The organism is Mycolicibacterium arseniciresistens, assembly GCF_030519285.1.
Taxonomy (GTDB): Bacteria; Actinomycetota; Actinomycetes; order Mycobacteriales; family Mycobacteriaceae; genus Mycobacterium; species Mycobacterium arseniciresistens.
The window spans coordinates 1-3432 of the sequence record NZ_JAUMSQ010000457.1 but is presented as its reverse complement, the minus strand read 5'-3'; the positions used below and the strand labels follow the sequence as shown (position 1 = coordinate 3432).

Here is a 3432-nt window from a genome sequence, read left to right as displayed (position 1 = left end):
GGCGGGCGGCGGCGACCGCCGCGTCGACGTCACCGGGGGTGGCCAGCGCGTACTCGGCGACCACCCGGCCGGTCGCCGGATCGATGACCCGGTGGTTCTCCCCCGAGGTCGCCACCGCCGCCCCGTCGATCCAACTGCCTGCCACGTTCGTCGCCACGGTCATGCGCCAACGCTAACGGACGGCCCCGCGCATGGCTACGCAATCCAGCCGCCGCGCAGGGTTAAAACAATCGATTTCATACGTCTGGTTGCCCGCAACGACGGATTCCGTGCACAATCACTGGCATGACCAATCCGGATGGTCAACCCGTCACCCCGCCCGTCGGCTTGCGCGTCAACCCGTCGCGGCCCGGCGCGTTCCAGCTCGACGAACTGTCCAAGGCGATCATCGAGAAGTTGCAGCAGGACGGCAGGCGCTCCTACGCCGGCATCGGCAAGGCCGTCGGCCTCTCGGAGGCCGCCGTGCGCCAGCGGGTCCAGCGCATGGTCGACGCCGGCGTCATGCAGATCGTCGCCGTCACCGATCCGATGCAGCTCGGGTTCGCCCGCCAGGCGATGATCGGCATCCGCTGCACCGGTGACACCACCAAGATCGCCGAGAAGCTCGCCGGGATGGCACAGGTCGATTACGTCGTGCTCACCGCCGGATCGTTCGACGCGATCGTCGAAGTGGTCTGCGAGGACGACGACGACCTGCTCGACCTGCTCAACACCCAGATCCGCGCACTGCCGGGAGTGATATCCACCGAAACGCTTGTTTATTTGAGACTCGTTAAGCAGCAATACAATTGGGGTACACGATGACAACGACCGATATCACCGAACCAGTGACAACCGATCTGGCCGCGAAGGCCAGCCGGCACCTGTGGGGGCACTTCGCCCGCCACGGCGAGAACATCTCCCCGCCGATCATCACCCGCGGCGAGGGCACCACCATCTGGGACGACAAGGGCCGCAGCTACATCGACGGCCTGTCCGGGCTGTTCGTGGTCCAGGTCGGCCACGGCCGCGCCGAACTGGCCGAGGCCGCCGCCAAGCAGGCCGAGCAGCTGGCGTTCTTCCCGCTGTGGTCCTATGCCACGCCGCCGGCGATCGAACTGGCCGAGCGGTTGGCGAATTACGCACCCGGCGACCTCAACCGCGTCTTCTTCACCACCGGTGGCGGAGAGGCCGTCGAGAGCGCGTGGAAGCTGGCCAAGCAGTACTTCAAGCTGGTCGGCAAACCCGGTAAGCACAAGGTGGTTTCGCGTGCGGTGGCCTACCACGGCACGCCGCAGGGCGCGCTCGCGATCACCGGCGTGCCGGCGTTCAAGGCGCCGTTCGAGCCGCTCACCCCCGGCGGGTTCCGCGCGCCGAACACCAACTTCTACCGCGCTCCGGCCAATTACCAGCACGACGAGAAGGCCTTCGGCCAGTACTGCGCCGACCGCATCGCCGAGGCCATCGAGTTCGAGGGTCCCGACACCGTGGCGGCCGTGTTCCTCGAGCCCGTGCAGAACGCCGGCGGCTGCTTCCCGCCGCCGCCAGGCTATTTCGAGCGGGTCCGCGAGATCTGCGACCGCTACGACGTGCTGCTGGTCTCCGACGAGGTGATCTGCGCGTACGGCCGGATCGGCTCGATGTTCGCCTGCGACGACTTCAACTACGTGCCGGACATCATCACCTGCGCCAAGGGCCTCACCTCCGGTTACTCGCCGATCGGCGCGATGATCGCGAGTGACCGGCTGTTCGAGCCGTTCAACGACGGCAAGACCGCCTTCGCCCACGGCTACACGTTCGGCGGTCACCCGGTGTCGGCCGCCGTCGCGCTGGCCAACCTGGACATCTTCGAACGCGAAGGCCTCAACGCCCGGGTCAAGGAGAACGCACCGGCGTTCCGCGCCACCCTCGAGCGGCTCTACGACCTGCCGATCGTCGGCGACGTCCGCGGTGAGGGCTACTTCTACGGCATCGAACTGGTGAAGGACAAGGCGACCAAGGAGACCTTCAACGACGAGGAGTCCGAGCGGCTCCTGCGCGGCTTCCTGACCCCGGCGCTCTTCGAGGCGGGCCTGTACTGCCGCGCCGACGACCGCGGCGACCCGGTGGTGCAGCTGGCGCCGCCGCTGATCAGCGGGCAGGCCGAGTTCGACGCGATCTACGAGATCCTGCACAGCGTGCTGGGCGAGGCGAGCCGGCGAATCTAGGAGGTAGGCGGGTGTCGCCGCAACGGAAGCCGCCGATCGACCCGGTGCGGTGGCAGCCGCCGCCGGTGACACCGCTGCCTGAATTGCCCGCTCCCGCAGTCACCGTCGTCCCGGTACCCGGCCACGCCCCGGAGGATGCGGTCGTCGACGCCGACGGCGCGGTGTGGACCGGGGTGGACGACGGCCGGATCCTGCGGATCGATCCCGACGGCCGGGTCACCGTGGTCGCCGACACCGGTGGCCGGCCGCTGGGACTCGCGGTCGCGCGCGACGGCAGACTGCTCGTCTGCGACAGCCCGCGCGGCCTCCTGACGCTCGACCCGGGCACCGGCGTCGTGCAGCCGCTGGTCGAGCACGTCGACGGCCGGCACCTGCAGTTCTGCTCGAATGTCATCGAGACAGCCGACGGCACAATCTATTTCACCGAGTCGACCAGCGCGTTCACCTATCAGCACTTCAAGGGTGCGGTGCTGGAGGCACGAGGGCGCGGCGGACTGTTCCGGCGATCCGCCGACGGGACGGTCAGCACCGTGCTCGACGGGTTGTACTTCACCAACGGTGTCACCTCGACCGCCGACGGATCGGCGCTGGTGTTCGCCGAGACGCTGGCCCGCCGGCTGTCCAAGTACTGGCTGACCGGCCCGCAGGCGGGTCAGGTGACACCGCTCGTGACGGGCCTGCCCGGACACCCGGACAACCTGTCCACCGGCGCCGACGGCCGGATCTGGTGTGCGATGGTGTCGCCGCTCAACACCACCGCCGAGTGGCTGGCGCCCCGTGCGCCGATCCTGCGCCAACTCCTCTGGCGGCTGCCCGAGCGGTTCGCGCCGCAACTCGCACCCGAGGTGTGGGCGGTGGCGTTCGATCCGGACGACGGCCGTCCGGTCGCCGGGCTGCGCACCACCCATCCCGACTTCGGCATGGTGACCGGTCTGGTCGAGGCCGGCGACCGGCTCTGGCTGGGCTGCATCGGTTCGGACGCCGTCGCGCACGTCCCGCTGAGCGAGTTGTCGCTGTCCTGACGTTGAGATTGTCGTGAGATCGCGATTCGGCCCGCCATCGCGATCTGGAAGCAAACTCAATGCCGGCCCGAGTCACATCAACCACTCCTGTCACAGCGTGCCTCCGCGCAATGCGGTCGCCGGTCGCTTAATCTGCGCAGACGATGGCCAAGTCACGCATGCTCTGCACCCGCGCCGCGGGGCTGCTGGCCGTCGCGGCGATGGCCGCGGCGCCGGCTCTGCTC

General features: G+C 68.7%; 3 protein-coding genes and 1 pseudogene. 3 read left to right on the top strand and 1 reads right to left on the bottom strand.

Features of this window, described 5'->3' with window-relative positions; genetic code table 11:
* Positions 1–163: pseudogene (locus Q2100_RS30390) on the bottom strand (gamma-aminobutyraldehyde dehydrogenase); the annotation flags it as partial.
* A gap of 122 nt (positions 164–285) precedes the next feature.
* Here Q2100_RS30390 and Q2100_RS30385 point away from each other — a divergent pair.
* Genes Q2100_RS30385 through Q2100_RS30375 form a run of 3 tightly spaced genes read left to right on the top strand, consistent with a single transcriptional unit; the run spans position 286 to position 3208 of the window.
* Positions 286–804, top strand: a complete 519-nt coding sequence (locus tag Q2100_RS30385; protein WP_264012932.1) for an Lrp/AsnC family transcriptional regulator — start codon at positions 286–288, stop codon at positions 802–804.
* A complete protein-coding gene (locus Q2100_RS30380) occupies positions 801–2186 on the top strand; it encodes an aspartate aminotransferase family protein (RefSeq protein ID WP_264012931.1) in 1386 nt (461 codons plus the stop codon). The genes Q2100_RS30385 and Q2100_RS30380 overlap by 4 nt, the downstream gene beginning before the upstream one ends.
* A gap of 11 nt (positions 2187–2197) precedes the next feature.
* The gene (locus Q2100_RS30375) at positions 2198–3208 is read left to right on the top strand and encodes an SMP-30/gluconolactonase/LRE family protein (RefSeq protein ID WP_302917005.1); all 1011 of its coding nucleotides are present in this window, start codon (positions 2198–2200) and stop codon (positions 3206–3208) included.
* Positions 3209–3432: the final 224 nt, after the last annotated feature.

Coding starts and splice junctions, on each gene's coding strand:
- Q2100_RS30385 (WP_264012932.1), top strand. CDS start 286: ATGACCAATCCGGATGGTCAACCCGTCACCCCGCCCGTCGGCTTGCGC.
- Q2100_RS30380 (WP_264012931.1), top strand. CDS start 801: ATGACAACGACCGATATCACCGAACCAGTGACAACCGATCTGGCCGCG.